The organism is Flavobacterium coralii (genome assembly GCF_019891545.1).
In the GTDB taxonomy this organism is placed as follows: domain Bacteria; phylum Bacteroidota; class Bacteroidia; order Flavobacteriales; family Flavobacteriaceae; genus Flavobacterium; species Flavobacterium coralii.
The window spans coordinates 76,376-96,224 of record NZ_JAHDIU010000002.1 but is presented as its reverse complement, the minus strand read 5'-3'; the positions used below and the strand labels follow the sequence as shown (position 1 = coordinate 96,224).

The window sequence follows — 19,849 nt, the reverse complement described above, 5'->3', positions numbered from 1 at the left end:
ATCATCAAATTAAGTCTTCAACACCAATAAGCCCCTGCTTAAAGGCAAATAAAATAACACCGATAAAGTTTTTGGAGTTAGTGCGCTCCATAATCCTCCTGCGGTGAGACTCTACAGTACGAGCCGTTATACACAGTTTATCGGCAATCTGGTTACTGCTAAACTGCTTGCATGCCAGCCTTATAACGTCAATTTCACGTTCGCTGAAGTTTACAAGCGGCTCCGGCTCATAACATCTCGGCCGGCGTTTTAATATCCCTGCTTCTTCAGCAAGAGAATTCAGTTCTTCATCAAAATAAAAATCAGAGTCATTAACAGTATGTATAGCCTTTTCCAGGCTATAGGGGTCAGAGTTTTTACTAAAATAACCATGAGCACCAATTTCTACTATTTTAAGTAAGGCCTCTTTGGTATTTAAATGAGATATAATTAAAACTTTTATATCCGGATACAAACTCCTGACCCTTTTGCAGGTTTCATAGCCATTAAGTACGGGCATCTGCAGGTCTAAGAGTAAAATGTCAATTTCATTACATTTAAGGCTTTCAAGCAACTCCAAGCCATTTTCGGCCTCAAGTGCTACAGCTACGCCATCAAAAGAGTCTATTAAAACCCTGAGGCTTTTTCTTACCAGTTTATGGTCATCAACTAATCCAATCTTTAACATAAATGAGTGTGGTTTTGAAAAGGAAAGACAAAGCACAGCCATATCCGATGCTATTTATACAATAACACGAAAGAATTGTGCGGTTAACAGATTAAGGGGTTGCTTAATGCTAAACTATGTACTCACAAATGATGATAAATAAAGAAATCTTGAAGAATGAGGTTCCGGTGGGGATGTACGGTAATTCATTATGTAATTTTTTAGTTGGGATAAAATTATAGAAATTATGATATCAACGTATAAAAAATTAAAATATTGTTAAAAAAAGTTATTAACCATTCAATTTCAGTAAAAACACGCAATGTGAATTTTAACAAATAATTTATATTTACCTCATATAAAACTGCTTCTTATGCAAATTGTTGAAGTTCCTGATGTGAACAATAAAGTCCATGCGGTAAATACTGCTAAAATTATAATGTTTTACCCGCGGCTAAATGGTAAAACAGTTATAGAACTTGAGAACGGACACCAATTGATTACCATTGTTCCGTATGAAGAATTATTAAGGCTGATAAAGTCACCCGAATAATGTATAAGTAAATTTTGAGTTACCCAGAGTTGTAATTTTTATGGACAAGAAGTTTGAAATTGGATTGTGTATGGCCGGCGCGGTATCTGCAGGCGCCTACACCGCCGGTGTTATAGATTATCTGTTAGAAACACTTGAAGAATGGGAAAAAAGGCGCGGAGGAGAAAATGTACCCTCTCACCAGATTAGTATTCCAATAATTGGCGGAGCCTCTGCAGGGGGAATGACAGGGCTTTTGCTGGCAAGCGCACTGCAGGAAAAGCACATACCGGTACAGTACAGCAGTAACAATACACAAATAACTGCTCCGCATCCCGAAAACAAATTATATCACAGTTGGGTAGACCTGCTTAACAATGATGTTTTCAGCAAGATGCTTGATGTGTCCGATATAAAAAATGGCTCGGTAGTATCACTCCTAAACTCACAGTTTATAGAGGAAATAGCGGCAAAAATGATTACAGGCACTAAGAAAGCCGTTGATAAACTACCCGCCTTTTTTGAAAATAACGACGGTTCTCCACTCAAAATATTTACCACCCTTACTAATTTAGAAGGTTTTTGCTATTATGCAGGATTAAACGCTGCAGGAAGGCAGGAAAAATATTATATGAGGGTTCATAACGACTATGGTTGTTTTGAGCTTATAAACGGAAATGCAACGCCTACAGGCAATGAATGGATGCCGCTGAACTTTGCAACAGGCCAGAATGTTTCGGTGGCTGTAGAGGCTGCAATGGCTACAGGTGCATTTCCTGTGGGTCTTGCACCACGAACCCTTACAAGGCCATCTGAATATGTTAACCAGATCCCATGGTTAAAATATATTTTTAGGAATTCTCCTGTAAAAGACGGCAGTTATACGAGCCTTAATATTGATGGTGGTGTTATTAATAATGAGCCTTTTGAAAAAGTAAGGGACTTATTAAACGAAACTTTGGCGCGTGACAAGGGCATGCCCTACACTACCGATGAAGAAAAGGCAGGCACCGACAGAATTTTAGATGATATAAACTGCGATTATTCGAGTTTTACAAATACTGTGCTTATGGTTGATCCTTTCCCGAGTGCAGAAGCCGAAATATTTGATGCTAACCCTGTACTAACAAGTGTGATACCTAAAACACTTGGTGCAATGCTGTCGCAAATGAGGGCCAAGCCACAGGAGTATAAAGAGCTAATGAAGGAAAATGACGCAAGCAGTTTTATAATTTCTCCCTCAAGGGAAATAAGGGATAAAAACGGTAATGTGATAGAAGATGTTTTCGGAGAAAAGGCAATAGCCTGCGGAACCCTTTCGGGGTTTGGCGGTTTCCTCCATAAAGAATTCCGTATTCACGATTTTTACCTGGGTCGCTATAACTGCGAAATATTCCTCAGGGACTACTTTACCGTACCGGAATCTGCCCTGCAAAATAACCCGATATTTGCCAATGGCTACTCTGGTGTTGCTAACAAAGATGATTTTGCGTCGTCTGCCACGAAACCCGGTGAAGAAAAACAATACCAGATAATACCCGTATTCTCAGAAAGGACAGGCGAATTTAAGATACCTGTATTTTCATGTGGTGATACCTGGCCAAAAATAAAAGTGCAGGATATTGATAAATATGAGCAGAAAATACGTAAGCGGGTAGGAAAGCTTATTATGGAACTGTTCACGTTTAAAGGTTTAGCCAGGCCATTAATGTTTATAGGTACTAAAGTAGTTATCAATAAATTTATAGCAGGTAAAGCTATAGATATAATAAAGCTGTCACTTAAAAAATGGAAACTGCTGTAATACATAACCCTAATATGAAAAAACATGAATGCAAACCGTAAAGCCATATTAGATACTGCCCACGCCGAATTAGGCACTGTAGAACGCCCTGCAGGCAGCAACAAAACCAAGTACGGCGAATGGTACGGAATGAATGGTGTAAAGTGGTGCGCCATATTTGTCAGCTGGGTTTATGATAAGGCGGGTTTCCCTTTGGGAGCCATACAGGCCACTAAGGGCATACACCATTGCCAGGCTGCACATAACTATTTTAAATCGAAGAACATGCTGGTTAAAGAGCCGCAGCCCGGTGATATAGTGATATTTGACTGGCGTGGCGACGGGCATGCAGACCACATAGGTATTTTTAAGAAGTGGACTAACACCGCTAAAACCACCTTTGAGTCATATGAAGGGAACACCGCAACTGGCAACGACAGCGACGGCGGAAAAGTAATGTTGCGCAACAGGTCATTAAACTCGGTAAAGTCTTTCGTTTCTCCCGAAGTACTGGGGCGTGAGAGTGCCGAAATTAAATCTGATATAAGTGTAGGAGACAGGGGTGCAGATGTAGTAAAATTACAAAAACTGCTGATAGAGGCAGGCCATGCTATAGTTGCCGATGGCTGGTTTGGCAACAAGACCAAAAAAGCAGTTACCGATTTTCAGGAATCACAAAAGATGAATGTAACAGGCATTGCCGATACAGTAACAATAGGCGCATTACAGGAATTTGTCAGTGATAAAAAGCAAAAAACTAAACTTTCAGGCACTATTGTTAAAGCTGGATATTCTGGTGAGGCCGTTATTAAAATCCAGGAAAGGCTTAATGAGGTTGGCAAAGCTAAAATAGCTGTAACAGGTATCTTTGATGCAGCTACAACCAAAGCAGTTAAAGAATTCCAGAAGGCTAAAAATTTAAAAACTGACGGTATTGTAGGCCCAAAAACATTAAAAGTAATGAACCTGATACTGTAATAATATGTAATTAGTAAGTGTCTAAAGCCAGTATCTCTTTTCTGTACAATGGAGGCAGTAGTGCAGCTTTAAGCAGCCAGTCAAACTTAAATTTCCTGCTCAATTTGTAAAAACTGACTAAAGGCTTTATTATAATCAACCGCTTAAACCCCAACAATGCCTTTACGTGTTGAGGCACGAGCAGCATCTGTACCTCTAGCAGTAACTTGTACCTCAAAAAGCCAAGATGCTTGTTATATTGTTTAAAAAGATTAGCGGTGTAGCGGCTGTATTGTAAGTCTTCTTCAAGGTGATGGGTTCGCATCACTTCCCATTCTTCATAATTACCCGGCAAGCCTTTTAGTCCCATCCGTGCCCCTACTCTGTAAAAAACACTAAACACATCTTCTTTTTCAGCTGCGGTAAGTTTCCGCTCAAGAACTTCAAAAGACCGTATAGAATAGTCTATCAGCATAAAAAGTACATCACGATATGCCCAATCGGGTATGCTGTAACCGCGAGCTTGTTCAACACTGTTGTGTATAGCTGCCATAGCATCAATAGCATTGTGCGCTGCCTGTTTCTCTGCAAAAACAATCTTCCTTGCGTAAGCTACTGTAGAAAACAGCCTGCCCAACGGATCAGATGGCAAACGGCCTGTAAAATAAAGCCAGTCCACGGCTTTATTAAGGGCAAACTCTGCAGAGGCTCCTGCAAAAATAAAAAGTATGGTATCGCCCCTGCCCCATATCCGGCGTACTATGGAGTTTTCTTCTGTAAAATATTCCATAACAACTGCATTAGTTCCAAAGTGTTCCGTTAAGTCCAAGTACAATGCCAATCCATAATATAACTACATAAACAGGCATACTTAATAAAAAGCCGACAACTTTATTTATTTGCATATACGCGGCAAGCCTTGTGCAGTAATACATAGCCATACCACCAAAAGCGCCAATGAATGGTGTAAGCAGTAAGGGTTTTACCCTCCAGTAGTTCCCCCATTCAGGATTGGGTGTATTTACCGAAAATACAAAAAGTGCTATAACCGCCAGAGCGATTGTGCCGCCTGCAATTATAAATCTTGTTCTTGTCGTGTTAATGTGCGACTGATTTTTAAAAACATTTTCTGCCATAATTTTAATTTTTAAATTACAAATAACTTTGATTTTCAAAGTTTAAAAATAAATTTTTTTATTTCTGAGATTTTATTAGTTTTTCCAACACTTTCAGGTGGTCTTCAAAAGCAATGCGCCCTTCTTTGGTCATAAAATAGCGTGTGTTAGGCTTCCGACCAACGAAAGATTTTTCTACACCTATAAATTCTTCTTTTTCTAGCGCTTTAAGGTGGCTTGCAAGATTACCGTCGGTAACTTCAAGATATTCTTTAAGGGTATTAAAATCGAGCCTGTCATTAACTGCAAGCGCCGACATGATACCAAGCCTTATGCGGCTTTCGAATGCTTTATGTAAACCGTTAATGGATAACTTCACCTTTCGTATTTGTAATGTATGTATATACCGTAAATAATGTGGCCTGCACCAAAGCCAATTGCCCAGAACAACAGCCCGTAGCCTAAGTATAAAGCTGCAACAAGCCCCAGCATTACCTGTACAAGCCCAAGTATCTTTACATCTTCATAAGTATAGCGGCTCGCAATATACAACGATAAGCCGTAAAAAATAAGCGTAGCCGGTGCAACAAGGCCTATCAAGCCTTTAGCTGCCAAAATTAATACAAATAAGCCTCCTGCCACAAGCGGGACACCCATATTTATCATCAGCCTTTTTGAAGTTGCATTCCATAGCTTTTCGTTTTTCTTCTTGGCCTTTTGGTTTGAGAAGAACCAAGCGGTACCAATGGCTAACAACAGTACTGCAGCTGCAACCAGCATCAACCCGATAAAATCTTTATTAATATGCATGCGGCCCAACGGGTTGTAAACAACTTTCCTGGGACTAAAATCAAATACAGCATAAGCTATATAGGCACCTGTGAGCGCATATATGCCTGCCATAATACCTGCCCAACCCGACAGCGATAAAAACTTAGTAGAACGCTCCATCATAGAGCGTATCTCTGATATGTCGCGGATATAATCCTGTTGCTGCTTCATATAAAGTACTTTTAAATACAAAGCTAGAAATTAATTTCAATCTGCAAACTAAAAGTTGAAAAAATATCTGCACAAAAAAACCTCCCTGCAAAGGGAGGTTCTTCAAACTTAACATTTATAACTAGTATGGCACCATTATCTGGTTGTGGGTAATTCTCGTGTCAGCCATCCCCTCCTGCCTGCTGTTGCAATGGCATAAGGCGTTATCCAGAATAACCCGAAGGTATAAAGAAGGCTATAGGAATAGGCCCAGAAGGAATCTGCCGTATCATATTTCCTTGCATAAAAGAAAACTGAAAAGCTGGAATATATCAGTATGCTGAACAATGTGGTACTAATAAACAGTATCGGGTGCGTAATAACAAAATATAACATCAGTAACAGCGCAGGATATACCATTATCATTTTAAGCCATTGGTTAATAAACAGCAGCCTTGTACCGAATTTAGAATCTTTCCTGAAATTGCTGAAGACAAACTTTGCCATCATGATGTTTTCGCGCACATTACTCCTGCCCCAACGTATAAACATTTTGTATAATCCTGTATATTGCTCCGGCACATTAGTAAGTACATGGGCATTACGCTGAAACAGCACGTGGTACCCCTGCTTCATGATCATGTTGGTCATGGCCCTGTCTTCGCCAATGTCTGATGGCTGCCCCATAAAAGTCTGGTTTATCCATTCTTCAAGGCATGCAAAAACTGCTGTGCGCCTGTAGGCAGATAATGCTCCCGGTGTGCACAGCACAGAACCAAGCCTGCTTTCTGCCGAACGCATAAACTCGAAACTCATAACAAAGCTTACATTAAGCATTTTAGGCAGTATGCCTTTTTTATCATTCAGTACTTTTACATTACCCGCAACAGCACCACATTTTTCATTTACCACAAATGGGCTTACCAAGTTTCTTAAAGTATCTTTCTTAACTATAGAGTCGCTGTCAACGGTTACAAAAACATCTCCGTTACCCATTTTAAATCCGCGATACAGCGCATGGCGCTTACCCATATTTTTTGGCTGTTTAAATATAGAAACCCTGTCACCAAGTTCTTCCTTGGCTTTCAGCATCCACTGCCAGGTGTCGTCTTTACTACCATCATCAATGGCGAGTAACTGTAATTTATGCTCGGGATAGTTACTGTCGGCAAGGCTTTTAAGTGTTGCCCATACCTGGCTGCCTTCGTTATAGGCAGGTACAATTACGGTACAGGTTGGCAGCTTATCATCGGTTACTGATTTTACAGGCCTGTAGCGTATGTATAAATATAAATTATAAAGGAAAAATCCTCCCTTAAACAGCAAAAGAAAAGCGGAAAGGAAAACTAAAAATATTCCAATAGCTGAATTTATCCTTTCCGTATTTAGCTGCTCGAGCTGGGGGTAAAATTCAAACAATAAAAAAACTCCGGTTGCCAACAGCAGAAAAGTAAAAAACTGTACTGCAAGATTAATGGCAGCCGGCTTGTTGTCTAAAATTGTTTTGGTAATATCTGTCGTGGTGGTGGTTATTGGACTGACCGTATCAGGATTTGCCGAAGCATATAATTTTCCTGAAGTAATTGTTTCACTATTCATATTTGCAAGTGTTATTATTTTAGGTTTTAATACACATACCAATATGCAATAGCTGCACCACAACAATAAAGTGATTGTAAATCAGTTATTTAAACCACATAACATTTTGAAATCTCTGTAGAAATCCACAAATTAAAATCAAACTTTCTACACATTCTATTAAACAATCCCCTATTGCATTTCTTAATCTGGTTCAATTCATATACAATAAAATTGACAGAAGTTTGTAAAGCAAAAAATCGTAATTTAACAGCATTAATCTTTCAGTTATGTCAAACATCAGCTTTATTATAGAAGAGCGACCAAGCGATATCGGTAATTTTTTAGTGGGCAGGCTATTGCCTTTCCGCCAGAAGCGCATGGTTGGGCCGTTTATTTTTATAGACCACATGGGGCCTGTTGCCTTGTCTGACCATGAAAATTTTGATATTGGCCCACACCCGCACATAGGGCTTTCTACCCTTACCTATCTTTTTGAGGGCAGTATTATGCACCGCGACAGCCTGGGAACCGAAATTGAGATAAAGCCCGGGCAGGTTAACTGGATGACAGCCGGGAAAGGCATAACACATTCTGAACGTACACCGGATTACCTGCGAAAATCAGATAAAAAAATGCACGGACTGCAAATATGGGTGGCGTTGCCTAAAGAGGAAGAATACTCTGAACCCTCTTTTTATCATGCAGATGAAAAAGACCTGCCGGATTGGGAAGAAAATGGCGTGCAGTATAAACTGATTGCCGGAGAGGCATTGGGCAAAAAATCGCCTGTACCGGTTTACAGCCCGCTTTACCTTATAGAGATTAAAACCAAGGAAAGACAAAATATAAACATAGGCAGCAGCCTTTTTGGAGAAAGCGGTTTGTATATACTGGAAGGTAAAGTTGAAACCGAAGGAACTGTTTTTGAGCCTAAACAACTTTTAGTTGCTAAAGATGCCGGCTTGTGTGAGTTTACCATGCACGAAAATACTACTGTATATATTTTTGGCGGCGAACCTTTTGCAGAGCCAAGGCATATATACTGGAATTTTGTTGCCACAGATAAAGAACGTATTGAAGAAGCCAAACAAATGTGGGCAAATAAAGCATTTCCCTCTATACCGGGAGAAACGGGCTATATACCACTACCGGAAGAAAATCCTAATCTTAAACTAAAACAATAAGTATGAATATTGAAAATTTTGACGACGGTAAAAAAGGGCATTTTAAAGCTACTGAGGGTGATACAGAAGCAGGCCTTATGACATATACCTGGGCGGGTGACGATAAATTTATTATAGACCATACCGAAGGTAACCCTGAGTTTAAGGGTGTCGGCATGAAGTTGCTGGACAAGGCAGTAGCCTTTGCACGAGAGAAAAATGTGAAAATAATTCCGCTGTGCCCTTTCGCTAAAAAAATGTTTGAACGTAAGGAAGAAATAAGGGATGTGCTTGCTTAACGGCAGCCTTTAAATACCTGATTAAAAGTATACCATAACTTAATTCTCCATGATTAAGTTATGGTATTTATGTATTACTGCTTTACTACAGGTTTTTTAGCTTCGGTCCAGGCATCCATACCGCCGTCAAGTTCTATAATACTTGTAAAGCCTTTTTCTTTCATGATAGCCACAGCTTCGGCACTCCTGCCACCTGCCTTGCAATATACATAAAGAGGCTTGGTTTTATCAAGCTGCTCTATACGCTGCTCAAAGTCTTTATCATAAAGGTGGATATTCACTGCATCTTTAATATATCCCTGCTTGTATTCCGTAGGCGTGCGCACATCTACCAACTGCCCCTTATGCTCAGCCATTTTCTCCGAAAAAACAGTAGGTTTTACAAGCATTACACTTTGTTCTTTTTGTTGCGCCTGGCACGAAACCAAAGCTATTACAGCTACTATAAGGCATATAATTTTTTTCATGATATAAAAAAAGATGAGTCGCTAATATACTAAAATGTGCTGTTTTTATGTAATAAAATTGTACATGATATTTATCATTTTTTTACCGATGTACCCATACTAATTTTGGATTTTGGAAATAATGTTGTCATGAAAAATTCTATAGTACAAAAATATAATGTTCCGGGCCCGCGCTACACCAGCTATCCGACCGTACCCTATTGGGAAGAAGGATTTTTTACTGTATCAGGCTGGATAGAAACCCTGCAAAGGGCATATACTGAAAGTAACGATACCGAGGGCATAAGCCTGTATATACACCTGCCCTTCTGCGAAAGCATGTGTACCTTTTGCGGCTGTAATAAGCGCATAACAAGGCGACATGAGGTAGAAGAACCCTATATTAACGCTATACTTAAAGAATGGGCACTATATTGCGGACTGCTAAACGGCAGGCCACGCATAAAAGAGCTGCACCTTGGCGGAGGAACTCCGACTTTCTTTAGTGCTGATAATCTTGAAAAACTGATTAAAGGCATATTTGCACTGGCAGATAAAGCACCCGATTGTGAATTCAGTTTTGAAGGGCATCCTAACAATACTACCCGCGCGCACCTGCAAAAGCTATATGATCTGGGCTTCCGAAGGGTTAGCTTTGGCGTGCAGGATTATAATGAGAAAGTGCAGATAGCCATAAACCGCATACAGCCTTTCCATAATGTGGCAAAAATGACCTTTTGGGCTAAAGAAATTGGGTACACGTCTATAAGCCATGACCTTGTTTTCGGGCTGCCTTTCCAAACAGTGGCAAACGTTACCGATACTATAGAAAAAACCAAATCACTGAACCCCGACCGTATATCGTTTTACAGCTATGCGCATGTGCCCTGGATAAAAGGCAATGGGCAACGTGGTTTTGATGAAGGCAACCTGCCAAAAGACGAGGAGAAAAGAATGCTTTATGAAGTAGGGAAAAAACTTTTAGCCAAAAAAGGCTATTATGAAATTGGTATGGATCATTTCGCGCTGCCATCAGACAGTATGTATAAAACTTTTACTAACGGCACACTGCATCGCAATTTTATGGGGTACAGCGCTTCTAAAACACAACTGATGATCGGGCTCGGGGTTTCTTCTATAAGCGATAGCTGGTACAGCTTTGCGCAAAATGAAAAGAACCTGGAAGACTACTACCGCAGGCTTGAAGAAAATGAGTTACCCGTATTCAGGGGGCACCTGCTAACGGATGAAGACCTTATTATCCGAAGGCACATACTTAACCTTATGTGCTGTTTTACCACATCATGGAAAGCAGAAAATACTTTTTTTAATGAATTGCCCGAAGTGCTGGAAAGCCTTACTGAAATGGAGCAGGACGGCCTTATAGAAATCACCGCTTACAGCCTTACCGTAACCGAAAAAGGAAAAGCATTTGTGAGGAATATCTGCATGGCTTTCGACCTGAGGTTAAAGCGCAAAGCGCCCGACACAAAGCTATTCTCTATGACCATATAGCAATAACATAATCAAACACTCAAAATAAAAAGAGCGGCATAAAGCCGCTCTTGCAGTTAATAAGGGTTAGTTATGGATGCCCAACAATACAGTCGGGATTGCTTTGTACAAAAAGGCTGTTCTCTGCCGGAGAGATAAACGGTATGCCCAAACCCAGCCCTCTCATAATAAACAGCATGCCAACCAATACAGTTACATAAGGCACCACTTTATAAAGGTTACTTCGCAAAGGGTTAGAGAGCATGCCTGATGCATATACCACGGCACTCATCATGGGTATGGTACCTGCTCCGTATAAAAACATATAGGCTACACCAAACGCTGTGTTTTGCATGGCTATTGCACCAAACAAGGCGGCATAAACAAGACCGCAGGGCAAAAACCCATTAAAGAGCCCGGCAAGGTATAGCGCCTTATTGCTTTTTTTGCCAAACTGTTGCCCAAGGCGGCTTTTTACAATGCGAATAAGCCTGTACACCGGCCTGCTGAAATTATACCGGACAAATACCTTTTCCGGTATAAGTACTATCAGAATCATTAACAGGCCTGCCAAAATTGATAGCTGTTGCTGTATGCCTGCCAGGTATAAACCTTTGCCAAGCATTCCGAACACAAGCCCCAAAGCGCAATATGCAGTGAGCCTGCCAACGTGGTAAAGTAATACTTGCGCAGCTTTTTTGGCAGGATTATTCCGGTCAACGGGCAGCATCATAGCTATTGGCCCGCACATGCCTATACAGTGCAGGCTGGAAAGCAAACCTAATATCAGTGCAGAGTAAAGCATATTTTCTACTGTTTCAGCAGTAACTTAAATCAGTCTATGGTAAGCATGGCATTATTGCGGTAATCTTTACCGTTGTACTGCCAGTCGACAGTAATGTCCCAACGGCCGCCTGCCAAATCACTTTTAGGTATGAGCAGATAAGGCATGGATACTGAAATGGGTAATTCAAAATCCAGCTTTTGGTTAGACGGCCTGTAAAGGGACACTTTGCCTGTTATTTTTGATGCTTCAAAGTTTTGAGGGAATATGATTTTTACTGATGAGTCGTCTTGATCTATTACCACCTTCTGTGTAAGTGATGCTGCGTTTTGCTCACTGTCGAGTTTTTTCTGGAGTACACGCTCCTGCTTGTAATAATCTTCCACCACCAATTCGTTGTCATAACTGCTGTCTGACTGTACTTTTATGACAAAGAAGAGTATAAACCCCATAAAAAAGATGAAGGCTAATACTATACCTGTTCCCCAGTTTATTTTGATTTTCATGATGTTATTTGTTTTAGTTAAATGTGCGGGGGCCTAAAAAATTGGTGGTCTCTGTTTCAATCAGGCGCTCGCCGTCATACACTTCAAGCGTAATTTTGGTTTTATCGCCTTTCAAAAACGCAGGATTAATCTCTATAAACATGGTGCCCTGCGCCATACCTTCTTTAGGTACCTTAAATGTTGCATTACCTACAAGTTTTACAGTACCCTGTGGCTTTACAAGCTTAAAGTGGACATTATCAAATTCCTTTGTTGTTTTATTTACAATTTTGTAAGTAAACACATTACTGATATTTTCGCCTTTGTGCTGGTAAAGCTGCCCGGGCAACCTCAGCACCGAAGCCTCTACATCATTACGCAAAAACAACATACCTGTAAACACACTCAGTAATATGGCAAGCACGGCAACATACCCCTTCATTCTTGCCGTAAAAACAAATTTTTCTTTTTTGGTAATTTCATCTTCGCTGGCATAGCGGATAAGGTTTTTAGGCAGCCCTACTTTTTCCATTACCGAATTGCACTCGTCTATACAGGCGGTACAGTTGGTACATTCAAGCTGGGTACCGTTCCTTATATCGATGCCGGTGGGGCAAACAGCCACACAAAGCTTACAATCTATACAATCGCCTTTACCGGCAGCCTTTCGGTCTTCATTTTTAATAACCTTGCCCCTGCCGCTTTCCCCTTCGCCCCTAACATGGTCATAGGCTACTATAATCGATTTGTTATCTAGCAAAACGCCCTGCAGCCTGCCGTATGGGCATGCTATAATGCACACTTGCTCCCTGAACCAAGCAAACACAAAGTAGAATACTGCTGTAAAAATGAGCAGTGCAATAAAATTACCCAGATGATTTGCAGGGCCGTCTTCCATCATTTGGATAACCCTGTCGCTGCCCACAAGGTAAGCAAGGAAAACATTGGCTATAGCAAATGATATGATAAAGAAGATGCTCCACTTCAAAACCCTTTTTTTAATCTTCCCGGCATTCCACTCCATTTTGGCAAGTTTTATCTGGGCATTTCTGTCGCCGTCTATCCAATACTCTATCCTCCGGAAAACCATTTCCAGGAAAATAGTTTGCGGACAAACCCAACCACAAAAAAGGCGTCCGAATGCAACTGTAAAAAGCGCCACGAATACCACCCCTATTATCATTGAGATAACAAACAGGTGAAAATCCTGTGGCCAGAACGGAAAGCCAAATATGTTGAACCTGCGTTCCAGCACGTTAAACATGAGGAACTGGTTGCCGTTTATTTTAATGAAAGGGGCTAATACCAGAAAGGCTAACAGGAAATAGCTGACAACTTTCCTGTAATTATACAGCCTTCCTGATGGCTTTTTAGGATATATCCACGACCGTTTCCCTTCATCATCTATCGTTGCAATGCGGTCACGAAAGTCTTCATCCAATTGTACTGACATTTTAAATCATTTTTAGTTAAGGGCTACATCGGGCCCTTTTTCCGTTTTTTCGGGTGCTGCCGGGGCAGCATTGCCTTCTTTGGCAGGTGTGCCTTCCTCTTTCCATATATCCCCATCAGGTGCTTTAGCATCAACCGGGTTTGTTCCCTGCAATGAAAGTACATAACTCGCCACAAGCTGAATTTCGCTTGGTTTTAGTGTGCCTTTCCATGCCACCATTCCTTTGCCATCGCGGCCACCCTCTGTAATCGTGTGGAACACGTTTTTAATGCCACCACCAAGTACCCAGTATTCGTCGGTAAGATTAGGGCCTATTGCACCCCCTCCATCTGCACGGTGGCAGGCTGCGCAGTTGGCTTCAAATATGGTTTTGCCCTGCGCAAGTTCGCCTGCATCCGTAAGTAATGTTACCGTTTCGGCATCTATCAGATCTTTAGCAGTCTTTTTATATTCTTCCACAGCAAGTTTTGCCTCTGCCATTTCCTGCTCAAATTCTTCTTTCTGATTATAATCGCCAACTATATGAAAACGTACCAGGTAAATTATACCAAACAAAATCGTTCCGTAAAACAGATACACCCACCACGGCGGCAATACATTGTCAAGTTCTTTAATACCATCATAATTATGATCGAGCATAACAGAACCTTCCTCTTCAACAGGTGCGCTTTTGCCCAAAAAGCCTTTTAGTTTTTTGTACCAGGCACTCTCTTTAATACCTATTGATTCTGCTTCAGCCAGCTTTTGCTTCTGCTCTTCGGTAAGCATGGCATAGGTAACTTTATCTATTGCGCTTATAACTATTTCTATGGCTATCTGCAGGAACAGGAACACAAACAGGAATACCGAAACCATTGGATATTTAAGGAAGGCCGGCCTGTCGCCTGAGTCTATAAAATACTCTAATGCCATAAACACAAGGGCAAATAAAACGGGTACCCTTACATATACCGGAATTAATTTTTTCATGGTTCTGATAGTTAACTGTTAAACGGTTGGTTATTACTGCCTTCTTCATCAGAAAAAGGCAGTTGGCTCATTTCACTTATCTTTTCTTTCCTGTAGGTATAAACCCATGTGTACAGCCCCACAAAAAACAGGAAGAATATCAGCAGTGACAGTATCGGGTAAATCTCAATTCCTGAGATTGACTCCATATTATGTTTTACGAACTTCAGCATGGCTAATTATTTAGTGTTATCAGCAGTTGCGCTGTTGGTGTTTTTAATTTTGATATCAGTACCCAGGCGTTGCAGGTAAGCAATAAGGGCTGTAATTTCCCTGTCCTTCATGGCAACAAACTCCTCGCCTCTTGTCTGGGCAGCCTTGCGGCTTTCTTCATAGCTTTTAACGAAATCAGGGTCGGTGTGCAGGTTCTGCTCTATTTTAGCTGACTGCGCCGCTATAGATTTTTGTGCATTGGCTATATCCTGCTCTGTATAAGGCACACCCAGCTTTACCATTACTTCCATCTTCTTTTCTATCTGGCTGTAATCCATTTTCTTATTATCGAACAGCCATTTATAGCCCGGCATTATAGAACCTGCCGATGTACTTTGCGGATCCCACATGTGGTTAAAGTGCCAGTTATCGCTGTACTTGCCACCTACCCTCATAAGGTCAGGCCCGGTTCGTTTAGAACCCCAAAGGAATGGGTGGTCGTATACATATTCCCCTGACTTGGAATACTCACCATAGCGCTCTACCTCGCTCCTGAAAGGACGTATCATTTGAGAGTGGCAACCCACACAACCTTCGCGTATATACAGGTCGCGGCCTTCCAGTTCCAGCGGTGTATAGGGTTTTACTGTTGATATGGTTGGTATGTTGGATTTTACCATAATGGTAGGCACAATCTGAATGATACCGCCTATAAGTATGGCTATTGTTGCCAGTATGGTAAGCTGTATTGGTTTCCTTTCCAGCCACGGGTGGAATTTCTCACCTTTAAGCCTGCGGCTTGAGATTTTTTGTAACGCTGGTGCTTCGGCAAGCTCATCTTCTATAGGTTGCCCCTGCCTTACCGTCATGATGATGTTATACACCAGTACCAATAAGCCAATCACGAACAGCGTACCGCCTATGGCCCTCATCCAGTACATCGGCATTATCTGCTTTACTGTTTCAAGGAAGTTACCGTATACCAAAGAACCATCAGGGTTAAACTGTTTCCACATAGAAGCCTGTGTAAAGCCCGCTACATACATTGGCAGCGCATATAGTATAATACCCAGTGTACCTATCCAGAAATGGAAGTTAGCCAGTTTAACAGAGTATAGTGAGGTTTTTGTCATGCGTGGTATCAGCCAGTATATCATACCAAAGGTTAAGAAACCGTTCCATGCCAGTGCACCCACATGCACGTGTGCCACAATCCAGTCAGTAAAGTGGGCAATAGAGTTCACGTTTTTAAGCGAAAGCATAGGACCTTCAAACGTTGCCATACCATAGCCGGTAACGGCTACCACGAAGAACTTAAGTACAGGATCTACCCTTACCTTATCCCACGCACCACGCAGGGTAAGCAAACCGTTTATCATACCGCCCCAGCTTGGCGCAATAAGCATTACAGAGAAGACTACACCGAGATTTTGTGCCCAGTCAGGCAATGATGAATATAACAGGTGGTGCGGGCCTGCCCATATATAGATGAATATTAAAGACCAGAAGTGAATAATTGACAGCCTGTAGCTGTAAACGGGCCTGTTGGCTGCCTTTGGCAGGTAATAATACATAAGCCCTAAAAATGGCGTAGTAAGGAAAAATGCCACGGCATTGTGCCCGTACCACCATTGCACAAGCGCATCCTGCACACCTGCATATACAGAGTAGCTCTTCATGCCGTTTACAGGCAGTTCAAGGCTGTTAAAAATGTGCAGTACCGCAACGGTAACAAATGTAGCAAGGTAAAACCAGATGGCTACATACAGGTGGCGCTCGCGCCTTTTAAGTATTGTACCTATCATGTTGATACCAAATGCTACCCAAACCAGTGCAATAGCGATATCTATAGGCCATTCCAACTCGGCATATTCTTTAGATGTGGTGTAGCCTAACGGCAGCGATATTGCGGCGGCTACTATAATAAGCTGCCAGCCCCAAAAGTTTACATTGCTTAAAAAGTTACTGTACATGCGGGCTTTAAGCAGCCTTTGCAATGAGTAGTAAACCCCTGCAAAAATAGCATTACCCACAAAGGCAAAAATAACTGCGTTTGTGTGCAGCGGCCTTAGCCTGCCATAACTTAGCCAAGATATCCCGTCGGTTAAGTTCGGGAACATATACATCGAAGCGATCAATAAACCTACAAGCATCCCCACAACACCAAATACTATTGTGGCATAGAGGAACTTCTTAACTATTTTATTGTCATAATAAAATTGTTGCACTTCCATAATTACTGTTATTTGATTTTCGTTTTGGTTTTGGTTTTTTGTAACTCGTCGTCAAAAAGCATCCTGACGGAGGGTGTATAGTCGTCGTCATACTGCCCGCTCTTAACCGCCTTTACAAAGGCGAAAAAGAAAGCCACAGCAACCACTATACTGATGGAGATTAATAAATAGATTACACTCATACCTTCTTAATTTTATCTTAACAAAGCTACTGCCCGCGCTACCGAAAAAATATGATATTTGTCATGCTTCGGCTTTTTGCAGCGGTTATTTGCCTTTTTTTGCATAGTAATTTGTAGTTATGGTTACAAAGCTTACTATAGTGATAGTACTAAGTGGCATAATAATGGCTGCTGCCAGCGGGCTAAGCTTGCCTGCAACAGCAAAAGAAAGCCCAACTGCGTTATACAACAGCGAAAGCGCAAAACTCATTTTTATGGTTTTTACCGCATTTTTTGCATAATGCATAAAGTAGGCAATTCGGCTGAACTGCCCGGCATCCAGTATGCCATCGCAGGCAGGAGAGAATACATTTACATTTTCTGATATGGATATGCCTACATTGCTTTGTGCAAGTGCCCCGGCATCATTAAGCCCGTCGCCAATCATCATTACATTTTTGCCCTGCTGTTGCAGTTGTTTTATAAAAGCAAGCTTCTGCTCCGGCTTTTGGTTAAAAACCAATTCGGTACCGGATGGGAGTAATTGTTGCAAGGCCTCGCGCTCGCCCTCATTATCGCCCGAAAGTATTTTAAGTTCATAGTTTTTGCCAAGTAGCTGAAAAAGGGAACTGAGGCCGTCCCGATAACAATTATCAAATACAAACTTGCCTTTATAGCTGCGATTTACTGCTATGTGAACATTAGTTTGAAGTGTGCCTGCCTCATCTTTACCCACAAATGCAGCAGAACCTGCCTGAATTAACAGCACTCCTGCCCTACCCAGCACACCTTTGCCCGTAACTTCCTGAAAATCCTGAACGGGTGCTACGGTATATACCGGTAAAAAATCATACAATCTTCTGCTAAGGGGGTGGTTAGAGCCGCGCAGCACATTTTTAAGGGCAGCCGTTTCGGCATCTGTCAGGACTTCGCCTTCATAAACAATAGCCGATTTTTTATTAGTGGTTATAGTACCTGTTTTATCAAATACTATGGTGTCTATCTTAGCCATCTGCTCTATAACCGTTGCATTTTTAAGGTACAGCTTTTGCCGCCCCATAATACGCAATACATTACCCAGCGTAAACGGTGCGCTAAGTGCCAGCGCACAAGGGCACGCCACAATAAGCACTGCTGTAAACACATTAAATGCAGTAGTTACATTTTTAAAAACCCAGAACAGGAAAACAGCAACGGCAAGTGCCAGCAATGCAGGTGTAAAATAACGGCTTATGGTATCGGTAAGGGTTTTGTAGCCCTGCTTTTCTTTTTTATTAAAAACATCATTACTCCATAGCTGGGTAAGGTAGCTTTGCGATACCGAACTGAGTACCTCTATCTCTGCCACTTGGCCAAGCTGCCTGCCGCCTGCAAAAACCTTATCGCCCGATCTTTTCCTGATGGGTATTGCCTCTCCGGTTACAAAGCTGTAATCAATATCGATTTCGGAACTGATTAAAATACCATCTACAGGTATAAGTTCCTGGTTGCGGATAAGCAGCCTGTCGCCTGCCGCCACATCATAAACCGGAACAGAAAGCTCCTGACCGTTGGTAAGTTTTGTTACCGCTATAGGGAAATAAGACCTGAAGTCACGTTCAAATGAAAGAAAGTTGTAGGTTTTCTGCTGAAAGAGCCTGCCCAGCAGCATAAAAAAAACAAGGCCTGTAAGGCTGTCAAAAAAACCCTGCCCCAGATTAAAAACAATATCTACCGTGCTTCTTATAAACATTACCACCAGCCCGAGAGCTATGGGTACATCTATATTAAGCATGCCCGCCCTTATGCTCTTATATGCAGAAACATAATAGCCACTTGCCGCATACAGGAAAGAAGGCAGCGCAAGGGCAAAAATGAGCCATCTGAAAAAACCTTTATACTGTTCCAGCCAAAACTCATCTACATCAAAATATTCGGGAAAAGAAAGCAGCATAACATTGCCGAAGCAAAAAAATGCAACACCAAGCTTATAGGTTAACTCCCTGCTGATGCCTTTTTTAGTACCCTCATAATTCTCAAGGCTTATGTAGGGCTCATAGCCTATAGAACTTAATAAAAGTACCACTGCTTTTAGTGTAGCTGCTTCGGAGTTAAACACAACCCGCACTTTTTTCTCCGGAAAGTTAACCTGAGAGCTGCTGATACCGGGGTTTAGCCTGTTGAGGTTCTCTAATATCCAGATGCAGGAACTGCAATGTATGTGCGGTATATATAAGGATACAATATGTGTGGTTTCTTCTTTAAAATCAAGCAGTTTTGCAACTATAGCCTCGTTATCTAAAAAGTCATATTTACCCTTAATGTCCTGTGGTGTTGCTCCGGGCGCATTTTCAAAATCATAATAGCAATCAAGACCGTTACTGCTGAATATCTCATAAACGGTTTTGCAGCCGCTGCAGCAAAACTCTTTTTCGTTAAATGCAATTTCCTGGCCTGCAACAAGGTGCAACCCGCAATGGAAACAATTTTTATTATCCATGATTATCTGCTCTAAATACCTGATACAAAGGTGCGGCAGCGTTAAATATTAAAATATGATTTTTGTCATGTTGGAGTAATTCTTATCTTTGTTGA

At 41.4% G+C, this 19,849-nt stretch carries 21 protein-coding genes; 6 read left to right on the top strand and 15 right to left on the bottom strand.

Annotated features, from left to right (window positions below):
* Positions 1-4 precede the first annotated feature (4 nt).
* Positions 5-667 carry a response regulator transcription factor gene (locus KJK34_RS03200; RefSeq protein WP_223052415.1) on the bottom strand — a complete coding sequence of 221 codons (663 nt, stop codon included), beginning with the start codon at positions 665-667 and terminating at the stop codon, positions 5-7.
* Positions 668-1,019: 352 nt separating this feature from the next.
* Between KJK34_RS03200 and KJK34_RS03195 the strand changes: the two genes are divergently transcribed.
* Genes KJK34_RS03195 through KJK34_RS03185 form a run of 3 tightly spaced genes read left to right on the top strand, consistent with a single transcriptional unit; the run spans position 1,020 to position 3,939 of the window.
* Positions 1,020-1,199 (top strand): hypothetical protein, encoded by a 180-nt coding sequence (locus tag KJK34_RS03195; RefSeq protein ID WP_223052414.1) that lies wholly within the window; start codon positions 1,020-1,022, stop codon positions 1,197-1,199.
* Between the two features lie 40 nt (positions 1,200-1,239).
* On the top strand, positions 1,240-2,982 hold the full coding sequence (locus KJK34_RS03190) for a patatin-like phospholipase family protein (RefSeq protein ID WP_223052413.1): 1,743 nt from the start codon (positions 1,240-1,242) through the stop codon (positions 2,980-2,982).
* A 24-nt stretch (positions 2,983-3,006) separates the two neighbouring features.
* Positions 3,007-3,939 (top strand): peptidoglycan-binding protein, encoded by a 933-nt coding sequence (locus KJK34_RS03185; protein WP_223052412.1) that lies wholly within the window; start codon positions 3,007-3,009, stop codon positions 3,937-3,939.
* Between the two features lie 10 nt (positions 3,940-3,949).
* Here KJK34_RS03185 and KJK34_RS03180 read toward each other — a convergent pair whose 3' ends face one another.
* The 5 genes from KJK34_RS03180 to KJK34_RS03160 all read right to left on the bottom strand — a co-directional run bounded on the left by KJK34_RS03180 (position 3,950) and on the right by KJK34_RS03160 (position 7,613).
* The gene (locus tag KJK34_RS03180) at positions 3,950-4,708 is read right to left on the bottom strand and encodes an oxygenase MpaB family protein (protein ID WP_223052411.1); all 759 of its coding nucleotides are present in this window, start codon (positions 4,706-4,708) and stop codon (positions 3,950-3,952) included.
* Positions 4,709-4,718: 10 nt separating this feature from the next.
* Positions 4,719-5,054: a potassium transporter KefB gene (locus KJK34_RS03175; protein ID WP_223052410.1), complete on the bottom strand. Its 336-nt coding sequence runs from the start codon at positions 5,052-5,054 to the stop codon at positions 4,719-4,721.
* 58 nt (positions 5,055-5,112) lie between these two features.
* On the bottom strand, positions 5,113-5,412 hold the full coding sequence (locus KJK34_RS03170; protein WP_317196857.1) for a winged helix-turn-helix domain-containing protein: 300 nt from the start codon (positions 5,410-5,412) through the stop codon (positions 5,113-5,115).
* Entirely contained in the window at positions 5,409-6,035 is a 627-nt protein-coding gene (locus KJK34_RS03165; protein WP_223052409.1) for a hypothetical protein, read from the bottom strand. The genes KJK34_RS03170 and KJK34_RS03165 overlap by 4 nt, the downstream gene beginning before the upstream one ends.
* A gap of 135 nt (positions 6,036-6,170) precedes the next feature.
* Positions 6,171-7,613 carry a glycosyltransferase family 2 protein gene (locus KJK34_RS03160; protein ID WP_223052408.1) on the bottom strand — a complete coding sequence of 481 codons (1,443 nt, stop codon included), beginning with the start codon at positions 7,611-7,613 and terminating at the stop codon, positions 6,171-6,173.
* 269 nt (positions 7,614-7,882) lie between these two features.
* On the opposite strand from KJK34_RS03160, the gene KJK34_RS03155 reads away from it, so the two are divergent.
* Together KJK34_RS03155 and KJK34_RS03150 are read left to right on the top strand one after the other, a co-directional pair.
* The gene (locus tag KJK34_RS03155) at positions 7,883-8,779 is read left to right on the top strand and encodes a pirin family protein (protein WP_223052407.1); all 897 of its coding nucleotides are present in this window, start codon (positions 7,883-7,885) and stop codon (positions 8,777-8,779) included.
* 2 nt (positions 8,780-8,781) lie between these two features.
* Positions 8,782-9,057, top strand: a complete 276-nt coding sequence (locus KJK34_RS03150) for a GNAT family N-acetyltransferase (RefSeq protein WP_223052406.1) — start codon at positions 8,782-8,784, stop codon at positions 9,055-9,057.
* Positions 9,058-9,131: 74 nt separating this feature from the next.
* Here the strand turns inward: KJK34_RS03150 and KJK34_RS03145 are convergent, their stop codons facing one another.
* Positions 9,132-9,524 (bottom strand): rhodanese-like domain-containing protein, encoded by a 393-nt coding sequence (locus KJK34_RS03145; RefSeq protein WP_223052405.1) that lies wholly within the window; start codon positions 9,522-9,524, stop codon positions 9,132-9,134.
* A gap of 129 nt (positions 9,525-9,653) precedes the next feature.
* Here KJK34_RS03145 and hemN point away from each other — a divergent pair, with 129 nt between their 5' ends.
* Entirely contained in the window at positions 9,654-11,018 is a 1,365-nt protein-coding gene (gene hemN / locus KJK34_RS03140) for an oxygen-independent coproporphyrinogen III oxidase (RefSeq protein WP_223052404.1), read from the top strand.
* Between the two features lie 70 nt (positions 11,019-11,088).
* Here the strand turns inward: hemN and KJK34_RS03135 are convergent, their stop codons facing one another.
* The 8 genes from KJK34_RS03135 to KJK34_RS03100 form a co-directional block, all read right to left on the bottom strand.
* Positions 11,089-11,802, bottom strand: a complete 714-nt coding sequence (locus KJK34_RS03135; RefSeq protein WP_223052403.1) for a sulfite exporter TauE/SafE family protein — start codon at positions 11,800-11,802, stop codon at positions 11,089-11,091.
* A 29-nt stretch (positions 11,803-11,831) separates the two neighbouring features.
* On the bottom strand, positions 11,832-12,287 hold the full coding sequence (locus KJK34_RS03130) for a FixH family protein (protein ID WP_236937572.1): 456 nt from the start codon (positions 12,285-12,287) through the stop codon (positions 11,832-11,834).
* A gap of 13 nt (positions 12,288-12,300) precedes the next feature.
* Entirely contained in the window at positions 12,301-13,719 is a 1,419-nt protein-coding gene (gene ccoG, locus KJK34_RS03125; RefSeq protein WP_223052402.1) for a cytochrome c oxidase accessory protein CcoG, read from the bottom strand.
* Positions 13,720-13,731: 12 nt separating this feature from the next.
* On the bottom strand, positions 13,732-14,688 hold the full coding sequence (locus KJK34_RS03120; protein WP_223052401.1) for a cbb3-type cytochrome c oxidase N-terminal domain-containing protein: 957 nt from the start codon (positions 14,686-14,688) through the stop codon (positions 13,732-13,734).
* 11 nt (positions 14,689-14,699) lie between these two features.
* Complete coding sequence (locus KJK34_RS03115) at positions 14,700-14,900, bottom strand: CcoQ/FixQ family Cbb3-type cytochrome c oxidase assembly chaperone (RefSeq protein ID WP_223052400.1); 201 nt, start codon at positions 14,898-14,900, stop codon at positions 14,700-14,702.
* Between the two features lie 6 nt (positions 14,901-14,906).
* Positions 14,907-17,114 (bottom strand): cytochrome-c oxidase, cbb3-type subunit I, encoded by a 2,208-nt coding sequence (ccoN, locus tag KJK34_RS03110; RefSeq protein ID WP_223052399.1) that lies wholly within the window; start codon positions 17,112-17,114, stop codon positions 14,907-14,909.
* A gap of 8 nt (positions 17,115-17,122) precedes the next feature.
* The gene (ccoS, locus tag KJK34_RS03105) at positions 17,123-17,296 is read right to left on the bottom strand and encodes a cbb3-type cytochrome oxidase assembly protein CcoS (protein WP_223052398.1); all 174 of its coding nucleotides are present in this window, start codon (positions 17,294-17,296) and stop codon (positions 17,123-17,125) included.
* Positions 17,297-17,381: 85 nt separating this feature from the next.
* Entirely contained in the window at positions 17,382-19,754 is a 2,373-nt protein-coding gene (locus tag KJK34_RS03100; RefSeq protein WP_223052397.1) for a heavy metal translocating P-type ATPase, read from the bottom strand.
* Between the last annotated feature and the right edge of the window lie 95 nt (positions 19,755-19,849).

Coding starts and splice junctions, on each gene's coding strand:
- ccoN (WP_223052399.1), bottom strand. CDS start 17,114: ATGGAAGTGCAACAATTTTATTATGACAATAAAATAGTTAAGAAGTTC.
- KJK34_RS03115 (WP_223052400.1), bottom strand. CDS start 14,900: ATGCTGAAGTTCGTAAAACATAATATGGAGTCAATCTCAGGAATTGAG.
- KJK34_RS03145 (WP_223052405.1), bottom strand. CDS start 9,524: ATGAAAAAAATTATATGCCTTATAGTAGCTGTAATAGCTTTGGTTTCG.
- KJK34_RS03155 (WP_223052407.1), top strand. CDS start 7,883: ATGTCAAACATCAGCTTTATTATAGAAGAGCGACCAAGCGATATCGGT.
- KJK34_RS03150 (WP_223052406.1), top strand. CDS start 8,782: ATGAATATTGAAAATTTTGACGACGGTAAAAAAGGGCATTTTAAAGCT.
- ccoG (WP_223052402.1), bottom strand. CDS start 13,719: ATGTCAGTACAATTGGATGAAGACTTTCGTGACCGCATTGCAACGATA.
- KJK34_RS03135 (WP_223052403.1), bottom strand. CDS start 11,802: ATGCTTTACTCTGCACTGATATTAGGTTTGCTTTCCAGCCTGCACTGT.
- KJK34_RS03195 (WP_223052414.1), top strand. CDS start 1,020: ATGCAAATTGTTGAAGTTCCTGATGTGAACAATAAAGTCCATGCGGTA.
- KJK34_RS03165 (WP_223052409.1), bottom strand. CDS start 6,035: ATGAAGCAGCAACAGGATTATATCCGCGACATATCAGAGATACGCTCT.
- KJK34_RS03160 (WP_223052408.1), bottom strand. CDS start 7,613: ATGAATAGTGAAACAATTACTTCAGGAAAATTATATGCTTCGGCAAAT.
- ccoS (WP_223052398.1), bottom strand. CDS start 17,296: ATGAGTGTAATCTATTTATTAATCTCCATCAGTATAGTGGTTGCTGTG.
- KJK34_RS03185 (WP_223052412.1), top strand. CDS start 3,007: ATGAATGCAAACCGTAAAGCCATATTAGATACTGCCCACGCCGAATTA.
- KJK34_RS03130 (WP_236937572.1), bottom strand. CDS start 12,287: ATGAAAATCAAAATAAACTGGGGAACAGGTATAGTATTAGCCTTCATC.
- KJK34_RS03175 (WP_223052410.1), bottom strand. CDS start 5,054: ATGGCAGAAAATGTTTTTAAAAATCAGTCGCACATTAACACGACAAGA.
- KJK34_RS03190 (WP_223052413.1), top strand. CDS start 1,240: ATGGACAAGAAGTTTGAAATTGGATTGTGTATGGCCGGCGCGGTATCT.
- KJK34_RS03120 (WP_223052401.1), bottom strand. CDS start 14,688: ATGAAAAAATTAATTCCGGTATATGTAAGGGTACCCGTTTTATTTGCC.
- KJK34_RS03100 (WP_223052397.1), bottom strand. CDS start 19,754: ATGGATAATAAAAATTGTTTCCATTGCGGGTTGCACCTTGTTGCAGGC.
- hemN (WP_223052404.1), top strand. CDS start 9,654: ATGAAAAATTCTATAGTACAAAAATATAATGTTCCGGGCCCGCGCTAC.
- KJK34_RS03180 (WP_223052411.1), bottom strand. CDS start 4,708: ATGGAATATTTTACAGAAGAAAACTCCATAGTACGCCGGATATGGGGC.
- KJK34_RS03200 (WP_223052415.1), bottom strand. CDS start 667: ATGTTAAAGATTGGATTAGTTGATGACCATAAACTGGTAAGAAAAAGC.